General features: G+C 39.5%; 22 protein-coding genes. 16 read left to right on the top strand and 6 right to left on the bottom strand.

The window, feature by feature from the left end; all coding sequences use genetic code 11:
* Position 1 precedes the first annotated feature (1 nt).
* Positions 2–466, bottom strand: coding sequence for a chemotaxis protein CheX (locus EHQ47_RS12685; protein ID WP_002974575.1), 465 nt, complete (start codon positions 464–466; stop codon positions 2–4).
* Complete coding sequence (locus EHQ47_RS12680; RefSeq protein WP_135746723.1) at positions 467–1,708, bottom strand: hypothetical protein; 1,242 nt, start codon at positions 1,706–1,708, stop codon at positions 467–469.
* 85 nt (positions 1,709–1,793) lie between these two features.
* Here EHQ47_RS12680 and EHQ47_RS12675 point away from each other — a divergent pair, with 85 nt between their 5' ends.
* Entirely contained in the window at positions 1,794–2,441 is a 648-nt protein-coding gene (locus EHQ47_RS12675) for an LIC_11490 family protein (RefSeq protein ID WP_135777293.1), read from the top strand.
* A gap of 73 nt (positions 2,442–2,514) precedes the next feature.
* Here the strand turns inward: EHQ47_RS12675 and EHQ47_RS12670 are convergent, their stop codons facing one another.
* From EHQ47_RS12670 to EHQ47_RS12655, 4 genes are read right to left on the bottom strand one after another with little or no spacing between them, the layout of a single operon-like run.
* Positions 2,515–3,816: a DUF389 domain-containing protein gene (locus EHQ47_RS12670; RefSeq protein WP_135746725.1), complete on the bottom strand. Its 1,302-nt coding sequence runs from the start codon at positions 3,814–3,816 to the stop codon at positions 2,515–2,517.
* Between the two features lie 43 nt (positions 3,817–3,859).
* Positions 3,860–5,305: a gamma-aminobutyraldehyde dehydrogenase gene (locus EHQ47_RS12665; protein WP_135746726.1), complete on the bottom strand. Its 1,446-nt coding sequence runs from the start codon at positions 5,303–5,305 to the stop codon at positions 3,860–3,862.
* Between the two features lie 7 nt (positions 5,306–5,312).
* Positions 5,313–6,602, bottom strand: a complete 1,290-nt coding sequence (gene gabT, locus EHQ47_RS12660) for a 4-aminobutyrate--2-oxoglutarate transaminase (RefSeq protein ID WP_135746727.1) — start codon at positions 6,600–6,602, stop codon at positions 5,313–5,315.
* Positions 6,599–8,056 (bottom strand): NAD-dependent succinate-semialdehyde dehydrogenase, encoded by a 1,458-nt coding sequence (locus EHQ47_RS12655; protein ID WP_135777292.1) that lies wholly within the window; start codon positions 8,054–8,056, stop codon positions 6,599–6,601. Before EHQ47_RS12655 ends, gabT begins: the two co-directional genes overlap by 4 nt.
* 138 nt (positions 8,057–8,194) lie before the next feature.
* Here EHQ47_RS12655 and EHQ47_RS12650 point away from each other — a divergent pair, with 138 nt between their 5' ends.
* From EHQ47_RS12650 to EHQ47_RS12580, 15 genes are all read left to right on the top strand, one after another.
* Entirely contained in the window at positions 8,195–9,364 is a 1,170-nt protein-coding gene (locus EHQ47_RS12650; RefSeq protein ID WP_135746729.1) for an ABC transporter substrate-binding protein, read from the top strand.
* A 34-nt stretch (positions 9,365–9,398) separates the two neighbouring features.
* Entirely contained in the window at positions 9,399–10,424 is a 1,026-nt protein-coding gene (locus tag EHQ47_RS12645) for an ABC transporter ATP-binding protein (protein ID WP_135746730.1), read from the top strand.
* Positions 10,425–10,434: 10 nt separating this feature from the next.
* Positions 10,435–11,352, top strand: coding sequence for an ABC transporter permease (locus tag EHQ47_RS12640; protein ID WP_135694068.1), 918 nt, complete (start codon positions 10,435–10,437; stop codon positions 11,350–11,352).
* The gene (locus EHQ47_RS12635; protein WP_135694069.1) at positions 11,342–12,145 is read left to right on the top strand and encodes an ABC transporter permease; all 804 of its coding nucleotides are present in this window, start codon (positions 11,342–11,344) and stop codon (positions 12,143–12,145) included. The genes EHQ47_RS12640 and EHQ47_RS12635 overlap by 11 nt, the downstream gene beginning before the upstream one ends.
* Positions 12,146–12,265: 120 nt before the next feature.
* Positions 12,266–12,697: a universal stress protein gene (locus tag EHQ47_RS12630; protein WP_004785377.1), complete on the top strand. Its 432-nt coding sequence runs from the start codon at positions 12,266–12,268 to the stop codon at positions 12,695–12,697.
* A 102-nt stretch (positions 12,698–12,799) separates the two neighbouring features.
* Positions 12,800–14,059: an AfsA-related hotdog domain-containing protein gene (locus EHQ47_RS12625; RefSeq protein ID WP_135777291.1), complete on the top strand. Its 1,260-nt coding sequence runs from the start codon at positions 12,800–12,802 to the stop codon at positions 14,057–14,059.
* On the top strand, positions 14,056–14,820 hold the full coding sequence (locus EHQ47_RS12620) for an SDR family NAD(P)-dependent oxidoreductase (RefSeq protein ID WP_135777290.1): 765 nt from the start codon (positions 14,056–14,058) through the stop codon (positions 14,818–14,820). The genes EHQ47_RS12625 and EHQ47_RS12620 overlap by 4 nt, the downstream gene beginning before the upstream one ends.
* Before the next feature lie 8 nt (positions 14,821–14,828).
* Positions 14,829–20,543, top strand: a complete 5,715-nt coding sequence (locus EHQ47_RS12615; protein ID WP_135777289.1) for a protein kinase domain-containing protein — start codon at positions 14,829–14,831, stop codon at positions 20,541–20,543.
* An 8-nt stretch (positions 20,544–20,551) separates the two neighbouring features.
* Positions 20,552–20,935 carry a holo-ACP synthase gene (acpS, locus tag EHQ47_RS12610; RefSeq protein ID WP_135694074.1) on the top strand — a complete coding sequence of 128 codons (384 nt, stop codon included), beginning with the start codon at positions 20,552–20,554 and terminating at the stop codon, positions 20,933–20,935.
* Positions 20,935–21,156, top strand: coding sequence for a tetratricopeptide repeat protein (locus tag EHQ47_RS12605; RefSeq protein WP_208727445.1), 222 nt, complete (start codon positions 20,935–20,937; stop codon positions 21,154–21,156). The genes acpS and EHQ47_RS12605 overlap by 1 nt, the downstream gene beginning before the upstream one ends.
* A 5-nt stretch (positions 21,157–21,161) precedes the next feature.
* Positions 21,162–21,530 carry a bactofilin family protein gene (locus EHQ47_RS12600; protein WP_135694075.1) on the top strand — a complete coding sequence of 123 codons (369 nt, stop codon included), beginning with the start codon at positions 21,162–21,164 and terminating at the stop codon, positions 21,528–21,530.
* Position 21,531: 1 nt separating this feature from the next.
* Entirely contained in the window at positions 21,532–23,313 is a 1,782-nt protein-coding gene (locus tag EHQ47_RS12595; protein WP_135746735.1) for a sensor histidine kinase, read from the top strand.
* A complete protein-coding gene (locus EHQ47_RS12590) occupies positions 23,310–24,167 on the top strand; it encodes an SDR family oxidoreductase (protein WP_135777288.1) in 858 nt (285 codons plus the stop codon). The genes EHQ47_RS12595 and EHQ47_RS12590 overlap by 4 nt, the downstream gene beginning before the upstream one ends.
* Before the next feature lie 3 nt (positions 24,168–24,170).
* Entirely contained in the window at positions 24,171–24,536 is a 366-nt protein-coding gene (locus tag EHQ47_RS12585; RefSeq protein ID WP_135746737.1) for a cupin domain-containing protein, read from the top strand.
* A gap of 9 nt (positions 24,537–24,545) precedes the next feature.
* A complete protein-coding gene (locus EHQ47_RS12580; protein ID WP_135746738.1) occupies positions 24,546–25,778 on the top strand; it encodes a PP2C family protein-serine/threonine phosphatase in 1,233 nt (410 codons plus the stop codon).
* The last annotated feature ends 1 nt before the right edge of the window (position 25,779 follow it).

Here is a 25,779-nt window from a genome sequence, read left to right as displayed (position 1 = left end):
TTTAAGCGATTGCGACGTTTACTTCAATTCGCCCAAACTTAGAATATAAGTTAATGGAGAGAGTAGGTTTTTTGTTAAACCGAACCGAAGTGTTGTTTGTCTCTTGGATGTTAGGAGTTGTGATTTCTACCGATTGGCCTGCAGAGGTAAAAATGTTCATCGCATTACCAGTGGTCATGTTGGCAATCTCACCGAGGATATCTTTGTATTCGTTTTTTACATCTTCATCTGAAAGGCCTGGAACCAGTTTGCGAGACACTTTGTAGGCAGCATCGAGGTTCATACTATAAACCACTTCACCACTAAAAGATCCCACCACACCGATGATGATTGCAATTTCATGGCTGGGCGCAGGTGAATCTTTGATTCCGATTTTTCCTCGGATGAGATCCTGTTGGAGGACATCGCGAAAAACGATGGTGGCTGCTTCCAGGAACGGGTTGATGAAGTCGGCTTTAATTTGCATTTATTCTAAAGAGAGAAGGCCTTTTTTCTCTACGTTGTATTCTGCTGCTAAGGACTGGTTTATTTCAAGAAAAAAGCTAAGAAGTTGCCTTTGTTTCAGAAAATCTGCAGCTTGGTCCGCCGGTTTTTTGGCTGTGGTTTGTCCGTAAGTTAAGGCTCCAAATTCCACATAAACTTGTTTGTCGTTATCTGAGAATGGACCCACTACTGTTTTTTTGCTAAATGGATCGTTTGCGAGAGTTTCCCAAAATTTTGCAGAGTTCGCCAAACGGTAGCTATTGCCACGATTGGAAGTAACCAGTTTGAGATCAGACAAGGCGACATTGGACACTGTCTCTATGGGTTGGAGGGTCTCCGCTGCAATGGCTTCCAAAGCATTTGGCTCGGATACTTTTGTTGCAATGCGACCTTTCCATAGTTCTACTTCTTTTCTTTTGCGATCAAATTTCATTTTGGAAAGTAAGAGGGGTTTCCTTGATTCAAAACTGACGAAATTTCCGGAAGCATCCTTAGCAAGAGACCCATCTTTTTTTTCTTTTTCGTATTCTTTGTTTAGTTCTTCGTCAGAAATATTGATTTTTGCTTCCACAGCATTCAGAAGATTGACCTCGGAGATGGCGACAATGCGGAAAGAAATTTTTGCCCGTTTGGCTTCATCTTCTAACTCGGCTTCGTTTTCTGTTGGAGAGAACGGTTGGTCCAAAAAGTTAGGGTACAGAGCGTATCCTGTAGCAGAATCGATACGGTAGTTCATGGGTGCCGAACGGTAGATTTGTTGGTAGATTTCTGTTAGGGAGCGAGAGTCTTCTTCCCCATACCCCGCTTGGGAAACGGATTCCTTGTGAACCTCTCTTGCTTGTTTGGACATCTCACGTTTGATGCTGATTTCCGAAACTTGGAAACCGACAGCGGTAGCAATGTCATTGGCAATGTAGATTTCTTTGACTGTAGAAAAAGCACAGGAATTGAGAAGTTCCGGGTTTTGGGCCGTTTCTCTACCATATTGTTGGTAGCGGTAGTAACAATCCCGTTTGGCAGCATTGAAATAATCCACGGGAATGCTTCTCCCCGCAATGGTTCCTGCTTTGGTGGAATTTTGGCCTGTGATGGCACCCACAAGACTTTGTTCGGCGTCCCCAGGCAAAAAGGTAATGATCAGGGTTCCGACCAAAATGAATAAAAAGAGAGCAATGATGGCGCGATAGATTTTTTCTTTGAGGGTAGAGGGTTCTTCTTCGAACATAAAGGAAAGGTTTCCGTTTCCGAAACCCTTGTAAAGAAAAAATGTAATCAAGGGAATCGTCGTTTGGCAAGATAATATAGGTAGTATGTTGTTTGCGGCCTTTGCTATGATCCTTGTGGGTGTTCTATGTTTTTTATACGTAGCCTTATCCCCGCAAAAATCCAAACCTGCGGCCTACCCACAACGAAAACCCCAAAATTCCGGCTCCTACCGAATGCCACAAAACCCTCCCGTTTCCCCACAATTGGATGAACGGATTCGTAGGGAACGGGCCATTTCTGACGATAGACATCTTTCGTATTCTTTACCTGAAGAGATCACACCTTCCGTGGTGCAAAAATCAGAAGTTTTACTTCCAACAGAAGATGGGAATTTGGAAGAGGAACCACAGGCTCTGAAAGAAAGTCGGTTTCAGATTGAAGGGACTCTGTTTTTGGATTATTCCGGTAAACTAACGTTTGGTGAAGAGTCATCTGATATTGATGCTTTGGAAGATGGGCTAAAGAACTTTAAACGAATTGGTTCAGGGACATTACGTGAAGAAAATGGGAAGTTTTTGTTCCATTCTGGAAATGTGACTTATACTTATACTCCCGAAGAATTAGAACAAGTAGTTCTCCACAACCAAGGGATTGTATTTCTTTTGAAAGATACAAAGGCACCGAAGCCAGTGTTTTTCACAAAAGACATCGACACTTTTAAAGATTTTTTAAAACAAGCTGCTTTAGTTTAGATTTTTATTACTAAAACAGAAACAGAAAATTTTTATTAAAAAATCTATGAATCGTTTAGAAACGATTTTGATATTAGTGAACTTCTCTCATAATCAATTCAATTTGAATTTCCCCAGTTCTTAGGTGTAGAAACTTTTCAAGTTGCGTTTTTTCTTTTGCCGATGGAAGTTTTTTCCATTCAGAGTCAAAGAGATTTGAATCCACGTAAGCATTTTGGTTCATATCAAACTTTTTTGTTTTCGTAAAACTGACTGAGACTAGATTCGGAAAAAAAATTTGGATCTCTTTTGCAATCATCTCAGTGTTATTTTGATCCGAGTTAAAATTCGATTTATAAATTTCAGAAAGGATTTCGTATTTTAAATTATCTAAATTTGTTGTGGATAGGTCTTGGTGTAAGATCAGTTTTGTATTGGTTAGGTTGTAGTATTTTAATTTGTTTTGTAATTCTTTTTCTTGGGTCTCATTAATTTTGGGGCCAATGATGGTAAGTTCGATACTAGGATTTTTCTCGTATTTGATTCCCTTTTCCAAAACTCGTCGGTTATCGATCAAAATTTCATTTCGAATGAACTCTTCTGCTTTGCCTTTAAAGTAAGATGTCCTGACAATTTGATAGGCAGTGAAGATAGATGGAATGAGGAGGATGAGGGTAAATAATCCTAAATAAATTTTTACTTTTCGTTCTTTATCTTTGTACAAACCCCAACTGACTTTTGGAAATTCCATATACCGTACAAAAATAAAAGTTGTGATGGCTATGAAGATGGAATTGATGAGATAAAGATAAGTAGCACCAAAAAAATAAGACCAGTTCCCTTGGGAAAGCCCATAACCTGCAGTACACAAGGGAGGCATAAGGGCAGTGGCAATGGCAACACCGGCAATGGCAGTTCCTTTTTCTTTTCTCGTATTGGCAATGATTCCTGTGGCCCCACCAAAGATGGCGATCAGTGCATCGTAAATGGTAGGTGAGGTTCTTGCGAGTAGTTCCGACTGTGCTTCGTTAATCGGTGATAAGGAAAAATATACAAACGAAGTAGCGATACTAGCGAGTGTAGCAAGAGCCAATGTGCGAAGGAATTTTTTTAAGTTTTCAAAGTCGTTTGTGGCGGCGGCAAATCCAATCCCTACTATTGGACCCATCAGAGGAGAGACAAGCATAGCACCGATGATGACGGCAGTGGAATTGACATTGAGTCCGATACTTGCGATAAAAATGGCAAAGATCAGAGTCCAGAGGTTGGATCCTTTTAACTCAGCACCTTTTTGGATAGACTCGATGGTGCCTGGTTTGTCTAAATCATCAAAGAGATGGAATCTTGGTGCTAACCATTGGAAAATAGAAACAATCGGATTCTTTTGAGATGCCATAAACCCTTAGACATCCGACCATTTCTATTTGTTTTTAAGAATCTTAAACCCCACCCACCATCACATGTTTGGTGATCAAATAATCACCCACAGATTCGATAGATAAGTCTTTTCCAAATCCAGATTGTTTGAAGCCACCATGCGGAGTTTCGGAAGCAAGCGGAAGATGATCATTCACCCAAACGGTTCCAAATTCTAGTTTTTTTGCCACCCGCATAGCGCGCGCTACATCCTTTGTCCAGATGGAAGATGCTAGTCCATAGTTGACATCATTTGCAAGTTTAATCCCTTCTTCTTCTTTGTCGTAAGTTTGGATGGTAAGAACCGGTCCAAAAATTTCATTCTGCACGACATCGTAGTTTTGTTTGACATCTGTGACAACAGTAGGCGCAAAAAAGTATCCTTTGTCGAGGCCCTTAGGAATGGTACCACCGGTGAGGATTTTTGCCCCTTGTTTTTTGGCTCTGTTCATAAATCCCAAAACTCGTTCGCGGTGGATGGCAGAAATAAGAGGGCCCATTTCTGTTTTATCATTAAAGGGATCACCCACTTGAACGGCTTTCATTGCATCCACAACCGCATCGGTGATTTTTTTCTGTAAGGCTTTCGGAACAATGATTCTTGTGGCGGCCGTGCAGTCTTGTCCTGAATTACAAGTGGCACCAAATGTCGCTTTGGCGGCAAAAAGATTTACATCCACATCATCAAACACAAGCAGTGGCGCTTTTCCTCCGAGTTCTAAATGCACTCGTTTTAAGGAATCCGAAGCCGACTTCATAATGTTTTTTCCCGTTCCAGTGGATCCGGTAAGAGAAACCATTCTGACAAGTGGATGGTCGACAATGGCTTGGCCTGTGGCATTTCCACCAGTTACAATATTGATCACTCCATCTGGAATTCCCGCTTTTTTGGTTAGCTCAGCTAACATAAGAGAGGTGATGGGCGTTCCCGGTGCTGGTTTTAAAATGACGGTGCAACCTGCAGCAAGGGCAGGTCCAAACTTCCATACTGCCATAAGCAGAGGATAGTTCCAAGGAGCAATTTGGCCCACCACACCAACTGGTTCTCGGCGTAAAATAGATGTATATCCCGGTTGGTACTCGTTAGCCCGGCTTCCATGTACATCACGAGCTGCCGTTGCAAAAAAACGAATGTTATCGACTGCAAAAGGAATGTCTCCGGCAAGGCTTAAGTTTTTATAAGGTTTTCCTGCGTTGAGAGATTCTGCTTTTGCAAATTCTTTGGTTTTTTCTTCTAATAGATCTGCGAGTTTCCAAATGGCTTTGGAACGTTCCCCAGGAGTGAGTCCAGACCATCTTCCATCATAAAAAGCTTTGTGTGCTGCCTTCGCTGCTTTGTCTACATCGGCGACACTGGCATCAATTACTTTCGCAATCTTTTTTCCAGTGGCAGGATCTTCGATGTCCATGAGTTTCCCGCCATTTGTGTTTGTCCACTTTCCATCAATCCAAAGTTTATATTCTTTCATGTAAGTTTTAGATTTCCTTTAGTGATTTTGTTATGATACTTAAGCCCTCTTTGACAATGGACTCTTCTGCGGTAATCGGAACAAGAATTCTAATGACGTTTCCATACACACCACAAGAAAGTAAAACAAGTCCATGTTCTAAGGCTTTGGTCGTTAGTTTTTTTGCTAAATCGGCAGAGGGTTTGTTTGCGTCTCCATTTTCTACAAGTTCAAATGCAACCATAGCACCTAACCCGCGTATTTCGCCAATATGAGGGTAGGTTTTTTTGATTTCGTTTAGCTCGTTTACTAATAGTTTTCCGAGTTTGACCGACTTCTCTAAAATCCCTTCTTCTTCGATGAGATCCATCACAGCAATCCCTGCCGCACAAGCCACTGGGTTTCCTGCATAAGTTCCGCCGAGTCCGCCTGGTTCTACTGCATCCATAATGGAAGTTTTTCCAATCACGGCAGAAAGAGGCATTCCTGCTGCCAGTGATTTTGCAGTCGTGATAAGATCTGGTTTGATTCCCGAATGTTCGATCGCAAAAAGTTTTCCTGTTCTTGCAAATCCTGATTGTACTTCATCAGCAATGAGAAGGATTCCATGTTCATCACAAATGGCTCTTAGTTTTTTTAGAAAACTTGGAGATGCTATATAAAACCCACCTTCACCTTGCACGGGTTCGATGGCGATGGCAGCCACTCGAGAAGGATCAATGTCTGCTTTGAACAAATTGTTTAGGGCTTTGATAGAATCATCTTCTGTCACACCATGGTATTCCATAGGAAATGGTATGTGATATACATCGCTTGCAAAAGGTCCAAAACCTTTTTTATAAGGAACTACTTTTCCTGTGAGGGCAAGAGCCATCATGGTTCTTCCATGAAATCCACCAAGAAAACTAATGATCCCTGGTCGTCCCGTCGCAGCTCTTGCAATTTTCACTGCATTTTCTAAAGCTTCTGCACCAGAAGAAAAAAGGATGGTTTTGGCTCCTCCTTCAATGGGTGCTTTTGCATTTAGTTTTTCTGCAAGAACGATATAAGGTTCATAAGGCATAATTTGAAAGGCAGTGTGAAGCACTTGGTCCACTTGTTTGTGGATGGCAGCTACTACTTTTGGATGGCAGTGACCTGTGTTTTGGACACCAATTCCACCACCGAAGTCAATAAACCGTTTACCTTCGATATCCCAAATCTCTGCATTTTTTGCTTTTTCGGCAAACACTGGGTAGGCGGTTGTAACACCTCTGGGAACGTTTGCAAGTCTTCTTTCCCATAGAGTTTGGTTGGTTTGTTTTTGATTGCCCGTCATGTGATTCCTCCGAGGCAGAGATATTTGGTTACTGTATAATCATCGAGTCCGTATTTAGAACCTTCGCGTCCCATTCCAGAGAATTTGACACCGCCGAAAGGAACTTGTTCTGAAGAAATGAGTCCTTCGTTAATTCCCACCATTCCGTATTCGAGTTGTTCGGCGACTCTAAAAATGCGAGCCATATCTTTTGTATATAAATAGGAAGCGAGTCCAAAGTCAGTGTCATTGGCCAAATGGATGGCTTCTTCTTCGGTTTGGAAGGTTTGGATACAAGAAACCGGACCAAAGGTTTCTTCTTTTGTGACAACCATGGAAGAGTTTACAGGATAAAGCACGGTAGGTTCAAAAAAATTACCTCCGAGGGTATGTTCTTTTCCACCCGTTAGAATTTTTGCTCCTTTCGAAACCGCATCGGAAATATGAGATTTTACTTTCTCCAATGCCGCATCATTAATGAGAGGACCTTGTTGTGCGTTCGGTTCCATTCCATTGGCAACCACTAGTTCCTTGGCTTTGTCGGCCAATTTTTTTGCAAACACTTCAGCGACAGATGTTTGGACAAGAAAACGATTCACACAAACACAAGTTTGTCCTGTATTTCTATATTTAGAAAGCATGGCACCTTTCACAGCCTCATCCATATCGGCATCGTCAAAAACAATAAAGGGTGCATTCCCACCTAACTCGAGTGAGAGTTTTTTTAATGTGGCAGCTGACTTTTCCATTAAATAAATCCCGGTTTTTGTAGAGCCAGTGAAACTGAGTTTTCGAACCTCTTTGCTGTCTAAAATGGCTTTTCCGATTGCAATTGGGTCACCCACTAACACATTCCAGACGCCTTTCGGAATTCCCGCTCGTTCTGCGAGTACTGCCATTGCTAAAGCAGAGTAGGGTGTGAGTTCGGCCGGTTTCGAAACGACAGTGCAACCTGCTGCGAGTGCTGGGGCTACTTTTCTTGCAAGCATGGCTGCCGGAAAATTCCAAGGTGTGATGGTTCCCACCACACCAATCGGTTCTTTTAAAACAAGGATTCTTGTATCTTTTCTGTGAGATGGAATGATATCACCGTAGGAGCGTTTTGCTTCTTCTCCAAACCATTCGATGTAAGAGGCAGCATAAGCGATTTCTCCCCTAGCTTCTGTTAGCGGCTTCCCTTGTTCTTGAGTCATGATGAGAGCAAGATCTTCCTGATTGTCCATCATGAGTTGGAACCATTTGCGTAAAATTCCGGCTCTTTCTTTGGCTGGTCGTGATTTCCAATCAGAGAGTGCTTTCTTTGCTGATTGGATGGCGATTACTGCATCTTTTTCTGTGGAATGCGGAATGTTTCCGATGACTTCACCGTTTGCGGGGTTATGTACTAAAATTTCTTTTTTGTTTTCTGCGGGGCACCATACCCCACCAATGAAGTTTTCTTGTCGAAAAAGGTCTTTGTCTTTGATGTATTTCATACGAAACCTGTGCTTTCATCGAAATCCCACCGCAGAAAAATTCCTACCTTTTTTTTGAAAACCTAGGAAGTGGTTGCTTAATTTTGAATTGTTGGTATCTAATTCCTGACATAAGTAAAACCAGGAGCACATAGGTTTATGAAATTCGATTCATACAAACGAGTGATTTTTTCTGTAGCAGTTCTCTCAATCGCATTTGCGGTTGCCTGCGGCAAAAAAGAAACAAAGGTTTCCGAAATCGGACAAGGCGAAGGAGAAGTTTCCATCGTTGCTTGGCCGGGGTACATTGAACGTGGTGAAACAGACAAAGGATATGACTGGGTCACTGAATTTGAAAAAAGTTCTGGCTGTAAAGTAAATGTAAAAACTGCCGCTACATCTGATGAGATGGTAGCACTCATGAATGAAGGTGGATTTGATCTTGTCACTGCATCTGGTGATGCATCGTTACGATTGGTTGCTGGTGGAAAGGTTCAAGAAATCAATACAGACCTTATCCCTAGTTGGAAAAACGTAGACTCTCGTTTGCAAAATGCTCCTTGGCATACAGTGGAAGGAAAACATTACGGAGTTCCTTACCAATGGGGTCCAAACGTTCTTATGTACAACACTAAAGTTTTCAAAAAAGCTCCAACCAGTTGGAATGTTGTTTTTGAAGAACAAGTATTGGCTGATGGAAAATCAAACAAAGGTCGTGTACAAGCGTTTGATGGTCCCATCTACATTGCCGATGCTGCTTTGTATTTAAAACAAGCAAAACCAGAACTTGGAATCCAAGATCCTTACGAATTGGATGAAAAACAATATGCTGCTGTCATCGAATTATTAAAAAAACAAAGACAACTCGTTCCAAAGTATTGGCATGACGCAATGGTCCAAGTGGATGACTTTAAAAAAGAAGGACTAGTTGCTTCTTCTACATGGCCATTCCAAGTAAACTTACTTGTTGGTGAAAAACAACCAGTAGCTTCTATTGTTCCGAAAGAAGGTGCAACCGGTTGGGCAGATAGCACCATGCTTCATAAAGATTCCAAACACGTAAACTGTGCTTACAAATGGTTAGAACATTCACTTTCTGCAAAAGTACAAGGTGATCTTGCTTCTTGGTTTGGATCAGTTCCTTCTGTTCCTTCTGCTTGTAAAGGGAATGCCCTTCTTGGTGATACAGGTTGTGCCATCAACGGATTCAATAACTTTGAAAAAATCTCTTTCTGGAGAACTCCAAAAGAAGATTGTTCCGGTGGAAGAAAATGTGTGCCTTATAAAAAATGGGCTGAAGACTATATTTCCATTATTGGAAGTAAATAAGATCCTAACATCATAGAAGACTGAAGGAGAGGGAATGGACCAAGTTTACGATGTTGAATTTCAAAATGTAACAAGGAAATTCGACCAATTTATAGCGGTGGATGATGTCTCCTTCGGGATTAGAAAAGGTGAATTCTTTTCGATGTTAGGCCCTTCCGGGTCGGGAAAAACTACCTGCCTTCGTATGGTGGCAGGGTTTCAGGATACGACTTCAGGAAGGGTTCTTTTGGAAGGTGTTGATGTCACTGGCATTCCGCCTTACAAAAGAAATGTGAATACCGTCTTCCAGGACTATGCATTATTCCCACATATGACAGTTGCGGAAAATGTTGGGTATGGATTAAAAATTAAAAAAACTCCCACAAAAGAAATAGGCCAAAGAGTGGCGGAGATGCTTTCGATGGTTCGTTTGCCTGATGTGGGCAATCGTAAACCCTCTGAATTATCTGGTGGACAAAGGCAAAGGATTGCCCTCGCAAGAGCTCTTATCAACCGTCCCGGAGTTTTACTTCTCGATGAACCACTTGGTGCTTTGGATCTAAAACTTCGAGAAGAGATGCAATTGGAACTGAAGGCCATCCAAAAGGAAGTGGGTATTACTTTTATCTTTGTCACTCACGACCAAGAAGAAGCACTATCGATGTCGGATCGAATTGCAGTCTTTAACAAAGGTAAGGTGGAGCAAATTGCTACACCAGAAGAATTGTATGATCGGCCAAAAACAGAATTTGTTGCCAACTTTGTGGGAACATCCAACATCCTATCTTTAGAAGAAACCAAAAGACTCACAGGTCAAAATGGGAAAGGAATGATTCGTCCCGAACGAGTCCATGTATTTGCGAATGCGAAAGAAGACAATCACTCCACAGGATACCGAACCTTTAAGGCAATTCTCAAAAGCCAAGTGTACTCAGGTGCCACTTCTAAAATGCATTTTGAAACTCCGAGTGGATCTCGTATCATTGCTTCCACGCAAAACTTAAAAATCTCGGCAGAACATATAGCAGTTGGTTCGGAAGTGCTCGTGGGTTGGAAAGACTCTGACATGCATTTGCTTTAAGGATTTGTAAATGACAAACACTCTCGATAAGTTTTTTACATTTCTTTTTTATCGTAAGGGTCTTGCGATTTTTTTATTACTCGCACCACTTCTTATTTGGCTTGGGGTTGTGTATTTGGGTTCGCTTTTCACTCTCCTCATCCAAAGTTTTTTCTCAATTGATTCTTTCTCTGGAGTCATCAAACGAGAATTTACTTTAGAATCCTATTATGATCTGTTTCGCCAAAGTACCAATTGGGATATCATCATTCGTACCACAACCATGGCTTTTACAGTTACCATTGTGAGCGCCATCATTGCGTTTCCGATTGCTTATTATATGGCGATGTATGCTGGTCCCAAATTAAAACCCATTTTATATTTGGGAGTGATGTTACCACTTTGGTCAAGTTACCTTGTGAAAGTTTATTCTTGGAAACTGATTATGGCAAAAGAAGGAATTCTCACTTGGTGTTTAGAAGAACTTGGACTTTTGCATCTTCTTGATGTGATCCTATCCATTCCTGTGATTGGAGGAACTTCTTTGTCTTTTTCTTATATTGGAATGTTTCTTGTTTTTGTTTATATTTGGCTACCGTATATGATCCTTCCCATCCAAGCCTCTTTAGAACGAATTCCTAAATCCTTACTCGAGGCATCATCCGATTTGGGTGGTGGGCCTTCTCAAACATTTCGAAAAGTGGTGTTGCCACTCGCGTTTCCGGGAGTGGTAGCAGGTTCGATTTTTACCTTCTCGCTTACGCTCGGTGATTATATCATCCCTACCATCATTGGAAACTCCAGTTATTTTATTGGGATGGCGGTGTACACACACCAAGGTACAGCAGGTAACATCCCTTTGGCGGCAGCTTTTTCTGTCATACCTATTGTCATTATGATGATTTACCTTATGATCGCAAAACGATTAGGAGCTTTTGATGCTCTCTAAGTGGAATTTAGGTACAATCGGATTAAAGGTAGCAACCATCCTTGGGTTTTTGTTCATCCATATCCCCATCTTTATCATCATCATGTATGCTTTTTCTACTGATGAAAAAACATTTCAATTCCCGTTGCCAGGATTCACTCTCAAGTGGTTTGGAGTGGCTTGGGAAAGAAATGATATTTGGGAAGCCATCATTTTGTCTTCTCAAGTGGCAACCATTTCAACTGTTATGGCCATCATTCTTGGAACCTTAGCATGTCTTGCAGTGTATCGTAGCAAATTTTTTGGAAGGGAGGTGATTTCCTTTCTTGTGATTTTGCCGATCGCGTTACCTGGAATTGTGACAGGAATTTCACTTCGTTCCGCCATGTCTCTTTTTGGGATTCCTTTTAGCACTTGGACCATTGTGATTGCCCATGCTACATTTTGTATTGTAACCGTTTATAATAATGTACTCGCAAGACTTCGCAGAAGTTCTCATTCCATGGTGGAAGCATCTATGGATTTGGGTGCCAACCCTTGGCAAACATTTCGCTTTGTGATTTTGCCAAATATCGCCACTGCCTTGTTAGCTGGTGGTATGTTGTCTTTTGCTTTGTCATTTGATGAAGTGATTGTCACAACATTCACTGCGGGCCAACAATCCACTGTGCCAATTTGGATGTTAACAGAGTTTATTCGTCCGAGGCAGAGACCTGTCACCAATGTTGTTGCAGTTTTTGTCATTCTTGTGACAACACTCCCCATCCTCATTGCATATTATTTAACAAAAGAAGATGAAGGTGGGAAAAAATAATCCCACCAAAAACCATACTTCTCTCTTCGGCTTTGGAAAATCGGAAGATCTTTTTCTGGTTTTGACAATTATCAAAGGAATTTCACTTTCACAAATCGTTTAAGGTGGTAGACTTTTTATATGGAAAAATTGATTCAAAAACTGATCATCCCGATTGATGGTTCACCAAGTTCAGCGAGAGCATTAGAATTTGGTTTGGCAATTGCAAAAGCAAGTAATGCAAAATGTTTCGTCGTCGAAGTGATTGAAGATTTTGGCCCGCTTCCTGGATATTATGATGCGGCTCCTGCTGGAAAAGATCGAGTCAAATGGATCTCTGAACAAAGATTTGAAAAAATCCATCCGATTTTGGATGAAACTTCTGTAAAATGGGAACGTGTGATTTTAGAAGGGTATCCTGCTGAAGAAATATGCAAACTTGCTGAAAAAGAAAAAGCAGATTTGATCGTGATTGGAAGTCGTGGCCATGGAATTCTCGGAAGATTCATAATGGGTAGCGTTTCTGATCGTGTTGTTCATTACGCACCATGTTCCGTAACAGTTGTTAGGTGAATCTGACATAAATTTGTCAATAGCTTGTTAATTTAGTTGCGCTGAATTGTATCCCATCGGAATCTACGGACTAATCCTAGAGTAGATTTCCGGTAGATACAAATGAAGGTTTTTGAAAAAGAAGAACTCCCCGCAGTTTTACCTCTCGACAAACGATATACAAGAACATATTACCAAGACGATAGTTTTGTTTCTAACATTCGTCGCGCACTTCCAAGAATGATCACAACTGTGGTCATGGAGGAACATATCTTTCCCAAAATATCCCATGAGGAAATTGATTTTTTGCTACAATATTATGCAAAAAGACAAGATACGAGCGGAAATTATTATCAACTCAAAACAATTCCGTATCGCATTCGTAAAGAATCTGCAGAAAGAATTTTAGCAGAAGCTGAAGTGGATGAAACTCAAAGAGATTTCATTAGCACATTCTATCATTTTGATACAAATCTGCAGCAATATGTTTTAAACGATAAAGTTACGGAAGCAGATGAAATTAAAATTTTGCAGATCATTAAACGGAGGGATTATTACGTTGGGAACGTAGAGAAGTCAAAGATATCTGCAATCTTCGAGCCAATTGAAGAGATTCCTAAAAAAGATACATTTTTTGCGAATCTTTATATCCCGCCAACTCACAAGTTTTTTTCACCTCCCAATTTGAAACATATTTCAGGTATGCAGATTGTGGAAGCTGCGAGGCAGTTTGGAATTGCTTGTAACCATATGTACGGGAAGGTCCCTTTTGAAGGAGTCACCTTCTTATTGTTATACTTAAATTCAGAGTTTTTTCAGTACGCCAAGATGAACATGCCCATCAAATTGAGAGCCAAAGCATTGGAGACTAAAAATAGTAAGGTTGGGTATTGGAATTACTCGAAATTAGAAATCACTGCGTATCAGGAAAATCAGGAAATCACTCGGATTGAAATGGCAGCAAGTATTTTGCCTTTAAAAGTATACAAACGCCTAAAAAGCACGCAGGAAGAAGTTTATGAAATCGACCCGAGATTTCGCATTTTGGATCAGTTCAAAAACAATATTTCGGTTAGGGAAAATGGGAGAAATATCGTCTCCACCATCGAAAATATCTCTAGTTCTGGGTTTATGGTGCGGTGCTCAGGGATTCATCCGGGTGATTTGGCCAATAGCGAGCAACTAGAGTTTTTTATGCATTTTGATATTGTAGGTTTCGTTCATGGAACTTGTATTTTATTATGGGTGAAAGAAGACGATAATAATGAAGACACCTTTTTTGCTGGATTTCGTTTTGAATCGATTTCTGAATTGGATCAGGCAAATGTAAAGGAAGCAATCAATCGTTATGGACGTTTGATCGAAGAAAGGGAAATCCAATGAGTGGAAAAAAAGTAGCACTAGTGACTGGCGGCACTTCTGGTCTTGGGAGAGCAATTGTTTTAGAATTTGCAAACGCTGGTTATGTGGTTGGATTTTGCGGAAGAAGAAAACAAGAAGGTGAAGAGACGCTTGCCCTTCTTGAAAAACAAGGTGGCACGGGGATGTTTGTCCGTTGTGATGTCACACAATCGGAAGCAGTTCGTAATTTTGTTGAATCAATTGTAACTAAGTATGGTTCTGTTGATGTTGCCGTGAATAACGCAGGGATTTCTGGTGTTTTAAAAGCAACTGCTGATTATCCATTGGATATTTTTGACTCAGTAATGGATGTCAATTTGAAAGGAACTTTTCTCTCAATGCAATTCGAGTTAAAACAACTTTTGACTCAAGGAAAAGGTGGGGTCATTATCAATGTCTCTTCTGCCCTCGGTGTCAGAGGCAAAGAAAAAGCTGGTCCTTATTCAATGACAAAACACGGAATCATTGGACTGACTAAATCGGCAGCTCTGGAATATGGTTCTGCCGGAATTCGAGTGGTGGCACTTTGTCCAGGCGGGATCCAAACAGAAATGGATGATGTATTTTATGCCAATGTTCCGAACCCTGAAGAAGTAAAAAAAGAAAGAATGAAATCTTATGCATTGGGTCGAATGGCAACTCCAGAAGAAGTTGCAAAAACTTGCGTATGGTTGTCTACAGATGGAGCTGCTTTTATCACTGGAGCAGTGATACCGGTAGACGGCGGTAAAACAGCAAGATAGGATTTTTTGTGTTCACTGTAGGAAAATATAAAGCGTTAAGGGAACTTCACTTAGGAAAAAGAAGTTCCGTATATTCGGGAGAATCTTCGTCTGGAGAACCTGTCGTGATCAAACTATTGAATCGCGATTATCCAGATAACCACGAAATCACACGTTTTAAAAACGAATTTGAAATTCTACGTTCTGTCGATTCACCTTATACTTTAAGACCACTAGATTTAGAAACATATCAAAATACGGTAGCCATTGTATTTCCAAATGTAGGTTTTACAGACCTCGCAAAATTACAGTTAAGTGGAAAGTATAGCAATATTGCAACTTTCCTAAATATCTCTATTGAAGTATGTAAGGCACTTGTTGATATCCATAAGGCAAAAATTGTTCATAACGATATTAAAGCTCAAAACATCATTTATAATCCAGACACTGGAGCTTTAAAGATTATCGATTTTGGTTCTGCGACACTTTTGACTCATCGTAGTTTTTATCTTCCGATGAATCAAAATTTAACCGGAACACTGGCGCATATTTCACCCGAACAAACTGGTCGGATGAACCGTACAGTTGATTATAGAACAGATTTTTATTCCTTCGGTGTCACCTTATATCAGTTAATCACAGGGGACCTCCCATTTTTATACACTGATAGTTTGGAAATGGTGCATGCACACTTGGCAAAAACTCCGCTTTCTCCAAAGGAAAGAAGTGGAGCACCAAAAATTGTTTCTGATTTAATTATGAAACTTCTGGAGAAAAATCCAGAAGATCGATACCAAACAGCAACGGGTTTATTATCTGACCTCTCTGCGATCCAATCCGTTCTTTTGGAAAATGGAAGAGAATCTTTAAATCAGTTCCAAATGGAACTTGCAAAGAATGATAAATCCTCTCGATTCCAAATTCCCAAAAAATTATACGGGAGAGAAACCCAACTTCATGTTTTTGAAGAAAAATTTCTCGATGCAAAAGAAGGCAAAATCGAAACCTTTTTAATTTCGGGTCGATCAGGAATTGGGAAGTCGGCCCTTATCAACGAAATCCAAAAACCAGTCACAAGGGAAAAGGCATATTTCACTTCAGGTAAATTTGACTTATACAAAAAATCGATTCCTTACCGCGCCATCAATTTAGCCTTACAAGGACTTGTTCGACAGTTATTATCCGAAAACGAATCAGCGGTCAAAGAATGGAAAAAGAATTTATCTGATGCACTAGGTGCTAATGCAAAATTGATCATTGACGTGGTTCCTGAATTGTCGCAGTTGTTAGGTGACAAGCCATCACCGCCCGAATTGGATAGTTTAGAGACCGAAAACCGATTTCATTTGGTATTTCGAAAATTTCTTAGAACTATTTGTACAAAAGAACATCCTGTGGTCTTGTTTTTGGACGATATGCAATGGGCCGATTCTTCAAGTATCTTACTCTTAAAAGAAGTCCTGACTGATCCTGAAATTTCATATTTTTTTATTATTCTTTCATACCGTGATAATGAAGTGCTTCCAACGGATCCATTTTTTAGGCTCCTTGAAGAACTTCGTGAGATCCAAATTGCGATTACAGAAATTCGGTTAGAACCATTGAGAGAGCGCGATGTGGCACTATTGGTTTCGGAAACATTAATGGTTCCAGAATCGGAAATTCGTCCTATCGCAGAAGTCCTTTGGAAAAAAACGAAGGGAAATCCATTTCATGTCAACGAGATGTTTAAGAACTTATATGAAAGATCTTACATTTACTTTGAAGATGATCATTGGTCTTGGGACAAAGACAAAATTGATTCTGTAAATATTTCTGACAACGTAATTGATCTTATCATTGATAAAATAAATCTCCAATCAGAAGAACTAATCGATGCACTTAAATTAACTGCGTGTATAGGAAACTGGTTTCGCCATGATATTTATGCAACGATAGCGGATAGGCCATTTCATAAAGCATCAATGGATTTGGTAACACTTGCCAATGAAGAGTTTTTGATCCTCGGTATGGAGGATGCAAATTTTACTCATGATAAAATCAGAGAAGCTATCTATAAGATCATTTCACCAGAAGAAAAAGCAAAACTACATTATAAGATCGGTAAAACTTATCTTTCAATTCTTTATAAATACAAACTTGAAGACCATTTATTTACCATTGTAAACCAATTGAATTTAGGTGCTTCGCAAATGAAAGGAAGCGAAGAATTAGCCGAACTCAGGATCCTAAATGAAAAAGCAGGATTCAAAGCCTTAAATTCTTCTGCTTATGATGCGGCTTTCACTTTCTTTGACCGAATGGTTGGGCTTATGAAGGACGAGGAGTGGAAAAGTGATTATGAAAACTCTTTGAAACTTCATTTGGCTTATGCTAGATCAGCGTACCTTTCTAAAAATTTTGAAGCAGCTGAAAAAAGTTTTAATTATATACTTAGCTTTGTTCGGAACGACTTAGATAAAATTTTAGTCTACGAACTTCAATCCTCTATGCTTGTCACACAGAACAAGATGAAAGAGGTTTTGGAAACTTTGAAACAGGCTTTGAAACTTGTGGGAGTTCGATTGCCCAAAAAAGCAAATTCACTTTCTCCACTCCCAGAGTTAATCAAGTTTAAATTTAAACTTGGCAATCGATCGATTGAAAGTTTAGAACATCTTCCGGTAACAAACGATCCTAAATATCTTGCCATCATGCGACTTCTGAATGCATGTATCGCTCCTTCATTCCTTGCAGAACCAGATTTATTTCCTGTCATCGTTTTGAAGTTGGTCAATCATACCTTACGGTTTGGTTTATGTGAGATTAGTGCCTTTGGGTTTTGTGCGATGGGTGTGATTCAAGGTTCTGGATTAGGGAATTATGGTGATGGTTTCAAATTTGGTCAGTTAGGTGTTCGTTTGCTTGAAACCTTAGATGCAAAACCATTTCAATGCCGAACATTATTTATGTTCGCATGTATGATTTCTCCTTGGAAAAATCATGCAAGAGACGGTCGTTCTATATTTTGGGATAGTTTCCTTGCTGGGATGGAAACTGGTGATTTGCAATACTCTTCATATTCACTCAATAATATTCATTTCCAAGGTTTGTTGTTTCGCGAAAACTTAGAGGATCTTTATAAAAGCCAACTTCGGTATGATGCTTCTTTATTAAGTTTACGTCAAAATCATGCATACCAAGTGCACAGACTCAATCTTCAGTTAGTTGAAAACATGAGAGGTGAGTCTCCTGATCCAATGAGTTTGGAAGGTCGATATTTTTCAGAATCAGAAACTGTCTCTGAATGGTTGGCCACAGGGAATGCAAATGCATTATTTGATTATTATCTTTGTAAGTTAAGAATTGAATACTTTCTTGGTGATAAAGTAAAAGCGTACGAGTATTCTTTAAAACTAGATGGTTTGGAAGGGGCAATGTTTGGGATGATGTTTGTTCCTGAGCATGTATTTCTAGGTGCTCTCGTTACGTTTTCTCTCATTGTGGATAATGCCATTCCCGCAGGAACTACAAAGGCAAACCTCAAAAAACGTTTGGTATCCTTTGGAAAACGAATGAAAGTTTGGGCGAAAAGTTCTCCGGATAATTTTGGTCATAAAAACGAAATCATTTCTGCTTTATTGTTATATTTGGCGAATCAGAAAACTCAAGCAGTGATCGCTTGTAAGGCGGCAATTTCTTCCGCCCGTGAGTTTAGTTATATCTTAGAGGAAGCCATAGCAAACGAATTTTTGGTTCGTATGTGGAAAGAAACTGGGTTTGAACAATACAGTAACTTGCATTTGGTGGAAGCGCATTATCGTTACGGGAAATATGGTTTTTTATCTAAGGTAAAACAACTAGAGATGAGCCATATTTCTCTGAAAAAATATATTGGCAGAAACTTTAGAACCGACTCTACTGATAGTCTTGCTTTATTTAGTACGACAAAGGATATTTTTGGGGATGTTGGTTCATCTTTAGATATCAATACGGTAATCAAGGCCTCTCAAACCATTTCAGGAGAGATCCAACTCAATCGTCTGTTAGAAAAGATGATGAAAATCCTGATTGAGAATGCAGGAGCAGAGAGAGGATACTTTATCCTTAAATCGGATTCAGGTTGGCAAGTTTTAGCAGAGTCAGAAGTAGAGAAAGAATCTGTTTCTGTTTATTCAGAAACCCCATTTGCAATTGATTTTCTTGAACCAGTTGCCTATGTAAACCAGAACAAAATTCCTTCGCAGATTATTGGTTATGTGGTGAGAACGGGACTTGTTGTTATTTGTGGTGATGCTGCTAGGGAAGGTGATTTTAAAAATGATCCTTATGTTAAGTCTACCTTACCAAAATCTTTGCTTTGTTATCCGATACTTAGCCATGGAACAGTTGTTGGTATTGTTTATTTGGAAAACAATCTCACAACTGATGCATTTACTCCAGGTAGGGTCGAAATTTTAAAAATATTATCTTCGCAAATTGCTGTTTCTATTGAGAATTCACTTCTTTACACCAATTTGGAACAGAAAGTAGATGAGCGGACCAAGGAATTAAATTTTGCTTTAACGGAAGTTCAAGGATTAAAAGAACAACAAGATGGGGATTATTTTTTAGCATCTTTACTCATTGAGCCGCTAACACAGAACCTTGCAAGTTCCTCGAATATGAAAATTCAGTTCCTTACGGAACAAAAGAAAAAGTTTTCTTATAAACAATGGAGTTCCGAAATTGGCGGGGACTTATGTGTTTCTTCATCCATCCAACTTCAAAACAAAAAGTACATTGTTGTTTTGAATGGTGATGCCATGGGAAAATCGATGCAAGGAGCAAGTGGAGCTCTTGTCATTGGCTCGGTGTTTGAAGCAATCATCAAAAGAAATGGCCAATCGGAAGAAGTCAGAGACATCACTCCTGAAAAATGGGTGAGTAATGCCTATATGGAATTACATAACACACTCGTAACATTTGATGGTTCGATGTTAATTTCTATGTTTCTTTGTTTGATTGATGATGAAACTGGCTTCTTTTATTTTTTAAATGCTGAACATCCAAGACCCGTGATTTACCGTAATGATAAAACTTTCTTTTTGCCACATAACTATGTTTGTGCGAAGTTAGGTCTTTTGGCTTCCAAAAAGGCTCTCCAGATCAATACCTTCCAATTAGAAAAAGGAGATGTCCTTTTGATCGGTTCGGATGGACGTGATGATATTTTGATTGGTTCAGCAGCTGAAATGGAAGTGAACGAAGATGATGAATTGTTTTTGAAAACAACTTTCGAAGGCCAAGGTGATTTAGAGGCAATTCGCGACGCGATCAAGAGCCATGGGGAATTGATTGATGATTTATCTTTAATTCGTGTCGAGTATACGGGGGAAGGTTCACCCATCCAAGTTCCAACTAACCATCCAAAACATTTTGTTTATTTACGAGCACTCACTCTTTATAAACAGAAAAAATGGAAGGAAGTGGAAAAAATGATTTCGAGTCATTTTGAATCCATTCATGATGCACCACTTTCTGTTCAAAAAATATACCTTTATACTGAACATAGAATGTCTGCGTTCCCATTGGAATTTGCCGTGCAATACGTGCAAAAAAATCCTTCGGATAGTTTAACCCTCTTTTATATTGCAGAGGCACTATTTGAAAATGGAGATTTTTCGGCGGCTTTTGATTATTCCGAACGGGTGCAACTCAGACGACCATACCACAAAGAAAACAATATTTTATTTGCTCGACTCTTGGAACTTCGGCGAAAATAAATCATCTTATGTTATCCGTCGGAAACGACATCGTTGAAAACCAGAGAATTCGTGAACTTCTCGAAAAACATGGAGATCGCTTTTTAAAGAGGGTTTTTACCGACGAGGAAGTCGAATATTGCCACAAACACAAAGACCCGGTTCCCTTTTTGGCGGGTCGATTTGCCTGTAAGGAAGCCGTGATTAAGGCTCTCAACTTAAACCCGGGCGAAGTTGCCGATATGCGCGAGATTGAACTTGCTGGCACCAATTTTGGTAAAAAAACGCTAGTCATCCATGGGAAAACTGAGAAGTTTTTCCGTGAGAAAGGATTTACTAGCAGTTCCGTATCCATCAGCCATGCTGACCATTACGCAACGGCAGTTGTCGTTTTCTACAAGGAGCCCAAATGATCATTAGTGATAAAATGAAAGCAGTATTGGTTCATTACAACCAAGCCCTTTCGTTATACAAATCGCGAAAGTTCGCAGAAGCAAAAGAAGAGTTCAAAAAAGGACTCGCGATTCATCCTGGAGATGGCCCCTCGAAACTATATATTGAACGTTGCGATGATTATATCGCAGATCCCCCACCAGAAGATTGGGACGGGGTCTATAACATGAAAACAAAATAGGAACTATGTCAAAAAAAGAAATGCAAACAACCATCACCGAACACGGAGTCATTGCCACTATTCTAGGAAAAGAAACGGCGTTTAACGGAACTTTGGCGTTCAAAAAACCTTTACAGATTTCTGGTGATTTCACGGGCGAAATCATCTCCGATGGTTATCTGGTGATTAGCGAAGGTGCACGAGTCAAAGCAAATATCAAGGCTGGTACGGTTGTTGTTGGTGGAACCATTATTGGAAACGTAACGGCAACACAACGATTAGAAATGTTATCTACGGGCAAAGTCCAAGGAAATATTCGTACGGCAAAACTTCAAATTGCTGATGGGGTTGTATTTGATGGGAATTGTGAAATGCTAAGCAGCGAAGAAACTTAGTTTGTGGCAATTTCATCCTTATAGTTTACTTCTATTTCTAGCATTCGGCTTCAATCTTGTATTGGGGCTTTTCGTTCTCAAATCCTTCCGCCTAGATCTTGTTAAATACCTTTTAATTTTAGTTTTCGGTTCTATGATGTGGACCGGATTTTATGGAATTGATTTTGTATTTATCAGTCCTGCCCTTCATAGATCCTTTATTGCATTTTTGTACATTGGTGTTGCTCTTGCCAATTTAGGAATGGTGCTTGTTTCATTAGAGTTTACGCAGAACAGGCATTTGCTGACAAAAAAGTTTTGGGTTATGTTAACAATCCAACCGCTGGTTACACTTGCGGTATGTGTTCTTGATCCCATTTTTAAAACTTTAACACTCGATACATATTTAGTAAATATCAACGGTCGAATTCAGTGGATCCAGGAAACAAATGTTGGTGGATTCATCGTTTCCTATTTCTTTTCTTTTTTTTGGTCTGCATTTGTAGCTTATCTACTGATCAAAGGTATTTTTGTTTCTAAATCGACTGAAAGACGAAGGTATTTGTTGATTTTGGTGTCCTACTTGTTTATTTGGGTTACGGCCATTTTACATAAGTTAGGTTTTCGTCCTCTACCCGGACTCAATATTACTGCAGTGATGAGTACGATGCAGGTAATTTTGATTTTTTTCGCCATCGGATACTATCGAATGTTTGACCTTGTTCCATTGGTTCGGGGGGAAATCGTCGACGAGTTAGACGAAGCCGTGGTGATCCTCGATTTTAATAATCGCATTGTTGATTGGAATATGTCCGCAGAACATTTGTTTCGAATCTCTTCCAAAAACTCTACGTTACTTTCATATAAATATTTTTTTGCATCCGCTCCTGGAATTATTTCTAAACTCGATCATTTGTCAGATAAAAAAACACTTACAAAATGGATTTGGGAAAAAGATGAAAAGTATTGGGAAGTGACCGCAAAACAGATCCGAGATGCGAACCGTAAAAAAATTGGGATGGTTCTTGTTTTTCGCGATATCACCGAACAAAGAAATTTAGAAAAACAAATGGTAAATGTCAACCGTGAACTCTTGGTTGCCAATGGAACCAAAGATCGTTTTTTATCGATCATTTCACATGATTTGCGTGGCCCACTTGCTGGGATTAAAATGTTACTCAAAGTATTGAATGAGGACATGAAAAAGAAAGAAGATGCACTCGCAGGAATGACACAATCTTTGGTAGATGCAACGGAATCTGTTTTTTCCTTATTGGAAAACCTTTTGGAATGGTCTAAGTTGCAACGGGGACAGGAAGAATATAGACCACATTACTATCGTTTGGATAATATTGTACGGGAGTGTTTGGAACTCTTTACTCTTAGCGCATCAAACAAAGGTATTGTTTTGGAGGTGAATGTTCCTTCTCATGCAATGGTGTTTTGCGATGATCGAATGATCATCACTGTCATTCGAAATTTAATTTCAAATGCCCTGAAGTTCAGTCATAAGAATGGTAAAGTGATCATTGAAGCAACCGATATTGGGGAGGATTGGCAGGTTTCAGTCATTGACTCTGGAGTAGGTATGTCGAAAGCCATCGTTGACAAACTATTTAAAGTTGGGGAAGTGATTAAGTCAACAGGGACCCAAGGGGAGACAGGGAATGGAATCGGACTTTTACTCTGTCATGAATTTGTTTCTGTCAACGGAGGGACCATGTATGCTGATAGCGATGGAGTATCTGGCTCTAGATTCGTTTTTACAATTCCTAAAAAAATGAGAGAGGAGATCGTTTCATGAAGAAGACAATTGTTGTTACCGGTGCTACAGATGGAATTGGTAGAGTTTGTGCTCATACATTTGCAAAAAATCAAGAAGAATTAATTTTAGTGGGTCGCAATGCAGATAAATTAGCGGCTCTCGTATATTCATTACAAGTGACAGGCGCAGTGGTTCACTCTTATGTTGCTGATTTATCATCTGCAAAAGAAACTTTTTTGTTATCGGAAACCATTCGAAAAAACCATCCGAAGATTGATGTTTTACTAAACAATGCTGGTGCCTATTTTGACCAATACACTCTTACAAAGGAAGGAATTGAGTCTACATTTGCTTTAAATCATTTGAATTATTTTATATTATCTTTGGGACTACTTCCTTCTTTAAAAAAATCCAACGAACCACGGATTGTCAATGTGGCTTCCCGTGCACATATGGGAGTTTCATTGGATTTTAATAATTTGTTAGGTGATAAAGAATATTCGGGTTGGAAACAATACCAAAGATCCAAACTAATGAATATTTATTTTACCTATGAACTCGCCGAACGTTTAAACCAAACAAAAATTACTGTGAATTGTCTCCATCCTGGATTTGTCAAAACTCGATTTGGTCAAAACAATGATGGATTAGCAAAATTCCTTTTAACCTTTGCCCAAAATGTTTTTGCTATTTCGGAAGAGAAAGGTGCAGAAACTTCTATTTTTCTTTCCACAGATCTTTCCGTTTCCGGGGTTTCGGGGAAGTACTTTGTAAAAAAAGAAATTCAAAAAAGTTCTGAACCATCTTATGATGTGGCCGCAAGAAGAAATCTTTGGTCTTATACAGAAGATCTTTTGAAACATAAGTTTAGTTTTAAATTCCCGGGTTTTTAAATTATGGGTTTTCAACACCAAACAAATCCAATACAAATTCCTGTCCCTGGTGGTAAAACCATCGCAGAACATTTTGGTATTCCTTCCACTGGTGTGTCAGAAATTTCAATTGCCCATATGGTTGCTCCACCAGGATGGGGAGAACCATTTCAGTCACCTAACTTTGATGAGTGGACCATTATGGTTCGAGGCAAAAAACAAATAGAAGTGGATGGGAAGATAATTGTATTATCTGCGGGAGAATCTTTGTTCATAGAAAAAGGGTCTCGGGTGCGGTATTCGAATCCTTTCGTTGAAGATGCTGAATATTGGTCGGTTTGTAAGCCTGCATTTTCTTTAGATCTAGTGAATCGAGAACCAGAAGTTTAAGGTTATTTTATGGGTATCGAGGAGAAACCAACGGCGGATTTAAGTTTCCTAAAGAAGGAAATGAAAAAGGTCCAATTTCCCGAAGGTTCGCTTATCATCCAACAATTCTCGTTAGGTGAATCTTTTTATTTTATTGAATCGGGTAGAGTTGAGGTTTGGAAGTACTTAGACGAGAGTAAACAAGAAATACTTGTGATTGGTGATCTTTCCTCTGGTGATTATTTTGGTGAAATCGCTCTCATTGATTCTGCACCTCGAACTGTGAATATTTCTGCAAAAGAAAACTTGGTCCTCTATGAGTTGACCCGTGAAGATTTTCATCGATTGTTACAAACAAGCCCTGAACTTACTCTGACTCTTTTGAAATTACTTACGGCAAGAATTCGCAATGCTGAACAAAGAGAAAATCAAGTTTTGATTCAGAAGAATAAGGAACTTCGTCGTCAGAATGAAACTCTCGAGGAGATGGTTAAGGAACGGACGGCAAAATTAACCCAAACTCTAAAAATCATCCAAGAAGATTTAGAAACAGCGAAAACCATCCAAAGAAATATTTTACCACTGGGGCTTCGGTATGTAGCACATTTGGACTTTGGATCTTCGTTTGAGCCAATGTCAGAAGTGGGTGGGGATATATTTGACGTCATTCGTTTGGAAAAATCAAAAATACGATTATTTTTAGCAGATGCCATTGGACATGGAGTTCAAGCCGCACTCATAACAATGGCGATCAAGGCGGAATATGATCATATCAAACGTAATGCACCAAAGCCTGCAGATGTTTTATATGCTTTAAACCAAATTTTTATTGAGAGTTATGGTAAAAAATCCAACCAATTTACTGCCGTCATTGTTGATTTGAATTTAGAAGAAAACAGTTTAACCTATTCTTCTGCCGGTCACAATGAACCATATATCGTCACAAAAGACCAATTCATTCCGCTTACAGAATCGGGAGTGATGTTGGGTTTGGAAAAAGATGTCGAGTATACCAATCATTCTATGTCTTTTGGGTTAGGAGATCGTTTGTTTATGATTTCCGATGGGTATTTGGAGCAGGAAAACTCCGAGGGAATTCTCCTGGGAGAGTCCAAATTGCTTTCCAGTTTTGAATCCGCTAAGAGTTTGGATTTAAATCTAACAGATACAATCAATTTGTTAATGGATGATTTTCATTCGTTTCGAGGTACTACCGCCATGATGGATGATGTAACGATTCTAGGAATCGGAACCAAGTGTTGAA

The sequence above is a fragment of the Leptospira bourretii genome (genome assembly GCF_004770145.1).
GTDB lineage: Bacteria > Spirochaetota > Leptospiria > Leptospirales > Leptospiraceae > Leptospira_A > Leptospira_A bourretii.
The sequence above is the reverse complement of the archived record's forward strand: the minus strand, read 5'-3'. Positions and strand labels throughout refer to the sequence as shown.